This window comes from Promineifilum sp. (SeqCode) (assembly GCF_041918635.1).
Lineage (GTDB): Bacteria > Chloroflexota > Anaerolineae > Promineifilales > Promineifilaceae > Promineifilum.
This window is the reverse complement of record NZ_JAYRVJ010000646.1, coordinates 1-6,134: the sequence shown is the minus strand read 5'-3', so window position 1 is coordinate 6,134 and position 6,134 is coordinate 1. Positions and strand designations below refer to the sequence as shown.

The 6,134-nt window shown below is 63.2% G+C and carries 5 protein-coding genes; 3 read left to right on the top strand and 2 right to left on the bottom strand.

The features are described 5' to 3' along the window. A partial coding sequence (locus ACE3UY_RS19035) for a hypothetical protein (RefSeq protein WP_374689061.1) occupies positions 1–1,305 on the top strand: 1,305 nt, incomplete at its 5' end. Positions 1,306–1,378: 73 nt separating this feature from the next. Here the strand turns inward: ACE3UY_RS19035 and ACE3UY_RS19030 are convergent. Further along, a complete protein-coding gene (locus ACE3UY_RS19030; protein WP_374689060.1) occupies positions 1,379–3,289 on the bottom strand; it encodes an ABC transporter ATP-binding protein in 1,911 nt (636 codons plus the stop codon). 4 nt (positions 3,290–3,293) lie between these two features. After that, a complete protein-coding gene (locus ACE3UY_RS19025; RefSeq protein WP_374689059.1) occupies positions 3,294–5,159 on the bottom strand; it encodes an ABC transporter ATP-binding protein in 1,866 nt (621 codons plus the stop codon). 329 nt (positions 5,160–5,488) lie between these two features. Here ACE3UY_RS19025 and ACE3UY_RS19020 point away from each other — a divergent pair, with 329 nt between their 5' ends. Next, positions 5,489–5,686, top strand: coding sequence for a hypothetical protein (locus ACE3UY_RS19020; protein ID WP_374689058.1), 198 nt, complete (start codon positions 5,489–5,491; stop codon positions 5,684–5,686). 180 nt (positions 5,687–5,866) lie between these two features. Beyond that, positions 5,867–6,134 (top strand): tetrahydrofolate dehydrogenase/cyclohydrolase catalytic domain-containing protein (locus tag ACE3UY_RS19015; RefSeq protein ID WP_374689057.1); only part of this gene is annotated, 268 nt, incomplete at its 3' end.

The window sequence follows — 6,134 nt, the reverse complement described above, 5'->3', positions numbered from 1 at the left end:
GCCGACGCCGTCCGCGCCGCCGAGGCGAGCCTCGATCTAAGCAAGACGCTCGTCATCGTCGCCACCAAGTCGGGCGGAACCGTGGAAACGCTGTCCGGCTTCAAGTACTTCTACAACCGCCTTCTCGAACAGGTAGGGCCGGACAAGGTCGGCCAGCACTTCATCGGCATCACCGATCCGGGCAGCCAGATTGCCGACATGGCCGCGCAGCACCACTTCCGCGACCTGTTTATCAACGACCCGAACATCGGCGGCCGGTATTCGGCGCTATCCTACTTCGGTCTGGTTCCGGCGGCGCTGGTGGGGGTCAACGTAGACGAATTGCTGGAGCGGGCCTCGGTCGCCGCGGCCAACACCCGGCTCTGCGCCTGCGACGTCATCGCCGACAACCACGCTGCTGTGCTGGGTGCGGCGCTGGGCAAGCTGGCTCTGGCCGGTCGAGACAAAGTGACCTTCATCACCCCCGACGCCCTGGCCAGCTTTGGCGATTGGGCGGAGCAACTCATCGCCGAGAGCATGGGCAAGGAGGGCAAAGGCATCTTGCCGGTGGTCGGCGAGCCGCTGGCCCCGGCCGAAACCTACGGCGCGGATCGGCTGTTCGTCCACCTCCGGCTGGAGGGCGACCGCAGCCGGGACGCGATTGTGGCCGCCCTGGTCGAGGCCGGGCAGCCGGTGATCACGTTACGCCTCAAAGACCTGTACGACATCGGCGGCCAGTTCCTGCTGTGGGAGATGGCGACGGCCATCGCCGGCCACTTCCTGCAGATCAACCCCTTCGACCAACCCAACGTGGAGGCGGCCAAAATCAAGGCGCGGGAGATCGTGGCCGAGTATACCAAGAAGGGCAGCCTGCCGGCGGGCGAGTTCGCGCCGCTGGAGCCGGGAGCGCTGAGTGCGTTCCTGGCCGCGGCCAAGCCGGGCGACTACGTGGCGCTCCAAGCCTATGTGCACACCACGCCACAGACAGACACCGCGCTCCAGGCGTTGCGCCAGGCTATCCATCTGCGCACCGGCCTGGCAACAACCGCCGGCTATGGGCCGCGTTTCCTGCACTCCACCGGCCAGCTACACAAGGGGGATCGGGGCAATGGACTCTTCATCCAGTTCGTGTCCGACGCGCATCAGGATGTGCCCATCCCCGATGAGGCGGGCGCGGCGGCCTCGGCCATGAGCTTCAACGTGCTAAAGCAGGCCCAGGCGCTCGGCGACGCCCGCGCCCTGCGCGACGCCCACCGCCGGGTGCTGGCCTTCGACGTGGGCCAAGACCCCGCCGGGGTCATCACCCGCCTCGCCGCGGAACTGTAATCTCACGCAAAGATAGGGGTTAGGGGATAGAGAAGAGCGCTCTTCCCTATCCCTAGTCCCTAGAACCTAGCCCCTATAGTGTTGGCTGCGTTTGTTGCGCCCACTGCATGGTGTAGAGGTTATAGTACCGCCCGCGGCGGGCCAGCAGTTCGGCATGCGTGCCCTGCTCGACGATACGGCCGTGGTCGAGCACAATGATCTGATCCGCGTTGACGATGGTGCTCAACCGGTGGGCGATGACGAAGCTGGTGCGTCCTTGCATCAGCCGATCCAGCGCCACCTGGATGATCCGCTCTGTGGCCGTGTCCACGCTACTCGTCGCCTCATCCAGGATCAGGATGCGCGGGTCGGCCAGCAAGGCGCGGGCGAAGGAGACCAACTGCCGCTGGCCGACGCTCAGGTTGCTGCCGTTCTCCCCCACCTCCGAGTCGTAGCCGTCGGGTAGACGGATGATGAAGTCGTGCGCGCCGACGGCCTGAGCGGCGTCGCGCACCTCCTCGTCGGTCGCGTCCAGCCGGCCGTAGCGAATGTTGTCAGCGATAGTCCCAGTGAATAAGAAGGTGTCCTGCAAAACGATGCCCAACTGCTGCCGCAAGCTGTCACTCGTCACGTCGCGCACATCGTGGCCGTCGATGAGCAGCGCGCCGTCGGTCACGTCATAGAACCGCGCCAGCAGCCGGATAATGGTACTCTTGCCCGCGCCCGTCTCGCCCACCAGGGCGATGCGTTCGCCGGGCTTGGCGTATAGATCGATGTCGTGCAGCACATCCTTGCTCCCCTCGCGGTAGGCAAAGGAGACCTTGTCAAAGACAACCTCGCCGCGCACGGGCGGCAGCGGCTTCGCGTCGGGCGCATCCACCAGATCAGGCTCCAGATCGAGCAGTTCGAAGATGCGCTCCGAGGCGGCCATCGTGGCCTGGAAGGTGTTGTACCGCTGCGCCAGTTCGCGGATGGGGTCGAAGAAGCGCTCGACGTAGAGGACAAAGGCCACTAGCGTGCCGGCCGTCAGCGCGTCGCCCAGCACCAGCCAGCCGCCGACGCCAACGACGAGCGCCGTCGCCAGCGAACCGATGAAGTCCACACCGGGGAAAAAGAGCGCCGCCAGCCGCGTGGCCTCGACGTTGGCGTCGAAGAAGGAGCGGTTCAGGTCGTCGAAGTGCTGGAAGTTGCGCGCCTCGCGGGTGAAGCTCTTGGTGACGCGGATGCCGGAGATGGACTCGTTCAGGTAGCCGTTGATGAGCGCCAGCCGTTGCCGCGTGGCTCGATACGCCTGCCGCACCCGCTGCCGCCAGTAGTTGGTCAGGATGAACATCAACGGCGTGACGGCGAAGGCCACCAGCGCCAGTTGCCAGTTGAGCAGCAACATGGCGAGAACGATGCCGCCCAGGTTGAAGACGGAGCGGAACAGGCCGGTGATCGACCAGGTGACGAAGTCCTGCAACACGCCGACGTCGCCGATGAGCCGGCTCATCAGGCGGCCGACGCTGTAGTTGCTGTAGAAGTTGAGCGTTAGCCGGTGGAGGTGACGGAACAACTCGCTGCGCATGTTGGCCACGACCTTCGTGCCGACGTAGGCCATGATGTGGACGCGCCCCCGGTTGGTCACCCACTCGATGATCGTCGTCACCAGGAAGACCAGCGTCCAGAAGCGCAACTGCTCCCACGATCCCGCCCGGATGCCATCGTCAATGGCGAAGCCGATGATCGCGGGGCCGGCCACGCTGAGCAGGGAGCTGATCGTCATGAGCACGACGGCGAAAACCAGCCGGGCCTTATAGGGAACCAAGTAAGTACCCAGCCGGCGGACCAGACGGCCGTCATACGCCTTCCCCAGCAATTCATCATCGTCACCGCGCAGCAGTTGCCGGATGCGCGCCTCGCGGGCTTCGCGCGCCGCCTGCTCATCAAGGGACTCAAGCACAGGTTGAAGGGTAGGAGCTTGCCCGTTGGCCCGTGGGTCTTGTTGTGGTTTGTTCAGGGCCATCGCTCTACGCCTCCCTCACTTCTTCGCCATCAACGATTGGCGCATGGTTCTTCGCTCCCTTGCTCCCCTGCCCCCCTGCTCCCCCGCTCTCTTGCAAGGCGACAAACTCTTCCTGATCCTTAAGTTGCAGATCGTAGATTTGCCGGTACAGCCCTGTCTGCGACAGCAGGAAGTCGTGCGTGCCGCGCTCGACAATGCGGCCGTCCTGCAAGACGAGGATGCAGTCGGCGTGCTTCAGCGTCAGCAAGCGCTGGGCGATGATGAACGTCGTCCGCCCCTTCATCAGTTCGGCCAGCGCCTCCTGGATGAGGTGCTCCGTCTCAGTATCCACACTGCTGGTGGAGTCGTCGAGGATAAGGATGCGCGGGTCGGCCAACAGGGCGCGGGCGATGGCGATGCGCTGCTTCTGGCCGCCGCTCAGCGTCACGCCGCGTTCGCCGACGCGCGTCTCGTATCCATCCTGTAATTCGAGGATGAACTCGTGCGCGTGGGCCGCCTCGGCGGCGGCGACCACGTCTTCCCGGTCGGCTCCCGGCCGGCCGTAGGCGATGTTCTCGGCCACCGTCTGGGTGAACAGGAACGGCTCTTGCAAGACCATACCGATGTGGCTGCGCAGGCTCTTGAGTTGCAGGTCGCGCACGTCGTAATCATCCACCAGCACCCGGCCGCTGCTGACGTCGTAAAAGCGCGGGATTAAGTTGGTGATCGTCGATTTGCCCGAACCCGTCGGGCCGATGAGGGCGATCCGCTCGCCGGGGCGGGCGCGGAAGTCGATGTCGGCCAGCACGTGCAATCGGTCGCGATAGGCGAAAGAGACATGCTCGAACTTCACGTCGCCGCGCGCCTCGGGTAGGGCAATGGCGTCCTGCCGATCCACCACCTCGGCTGGCAAGTCCATGATTTCGAAGACGCGCGAGGCGCTGGCCCCGGCTGTCGCCGCCAGATTGACCAGAAAGCCGAGACGCTGGATGGGCGTGTTGAGCATCAGGATGTAGGAAATGAGCGCGAAGAGCGAACCGACCGTGATCCGCCCTTCCAGCGCCGCCGGCCCGCCGAACCACAGCAGGAAGAAGACGCTCATCATGATCAGGAAGGTCATGAAGGGCCAGTTGTTGGCCCACTTCTTGATCACCCCCTCGCGGCGGGTGAACCACTCGTCGTTCTCGCGGTCAAATTTGTCCAATTCGTGCGGTTCACGGGCGAACGCCTTAACGACGCGGATGCCGCTCAGGCTCTCCTGCATGACGGTGGACAGCACGCCCATCTGCTCCTGGATGCGCTTGAACATCGGCTCCACAGTCAGCCCGAAGTGGACGGTCGTGATGAGCAGGATGGGCAGCGGGATAAGCCCCAGCAGCGCCAGCGGCACGGACTCGATCATCATGGCGGCGATGACGCCGATGACCAGCAGGATGGTCGCCAGCAAGTCCATCAGGCCGATGCCGGCAAAACGCTCCGCTTCACCGATGTCGCTGGTGGCGCGGCTCATCAGGTCGCCGGTGTGGCTCTGGTCGTGAAAAGCAAACGGCTGATACTGGACGGCGTTGTAGAAATCGTTGCGCAGGTCATAGGCTACGCGGTGGGTCAGCCACTCGCCGTAGTAGCGTTGGCCAAAGCCCAGCAGGCCGCGCACCAGCGCGATCACCAGAATGATGCCGCCGGCCGCGAAAAGCGTCGAAGCTTGACCCTCCGACAGGCCATAGTCAATGGCCCAGGCGATGATTTTGGGCACGATTAAGTTCAGCCCTGTTCCCAGCAGCATGCCGCCGTAGGCCACGCCCACGTAGCGCCGGTAGGGTCGTAGATAGCCCAGCAATCGCCAGGCCGCGCCGCGCGTGTGGCCCGCGGCGCTCGCATTCTCTTCGGTCACGTATTCACCCCCTCTTAGTTTAGGAAATTTGAGTGATGGACCTGCCCGCAGGAGGAGCGGGCGCGGCCGGTTCGGCCGGTGGTGATCTCAATGAACTGTCCCGGTATTATAGCACACAATTGCCCCGGAATTAGGCATTTATCTAACGAGTTAGCGACGATTCGTCGGCGGTTCGTAGTCAGGCAATTCATTGCCGTTCTTCCTGCCACAACGAACAACGGCAATGAATTGCCTGACTACGAACGAACATGGCCTGCTTGCCGGGTCGCCGCAATCTGATACAATGACCTCGGTTTGTGACGATTTACACAACTGGAGGCAAGCCGCGCATGTTGCTAAAACGACTCATCCTGGCCGCCATCTCCATCGGCGTGGGGTTTGGCCTGACCGTGTTGATCACCCTGCTCATCGGCACCACGCCCGCGGAGTATGGGGCTATCTACATGATCTTCACCACCCTGGCCCTGGCCGTGGCCCTGGGTATCTGGCTCGACAAGTTTATGGGCACAAACATCCTGCCCCGCTAAGCAATTATGGGTTATGAATTATGAATGATGAGCCGGAGCCGTTCTGGTCAGGCTTCATAATTCCTAGCCGATAATCCGTAATTGCTCAGGAGCTCCCTCCCTCTTTACACTTCTATCCACGAGCCTCTCTTGTAACAGGATGAGGCTTTTTTGTTTCCCACTTGATAGGAAGGATTTGACATGACCGCAGCGATCATTGATGGAAAGGCTATTGCGGAGAAGATGCGCCAGCAGGTGCGCGAGGCCGTCGTGCGCATGCAAGAGGAGCACGGCTATACGCCGGGGCTGGCGACCGTCCTGGTCGGCGAGAACCCGGCATCCGCCACCTACGTCCGCAGCAAGCGCAAGACCTGCGAGGAGTTGGGCATCCGCTCCATCGGTCACGAACTACCGGCCGACGCCAGCCAACAGCAGGTCGAAGAACTGGTGGCCGAGTTGAACGCCGATC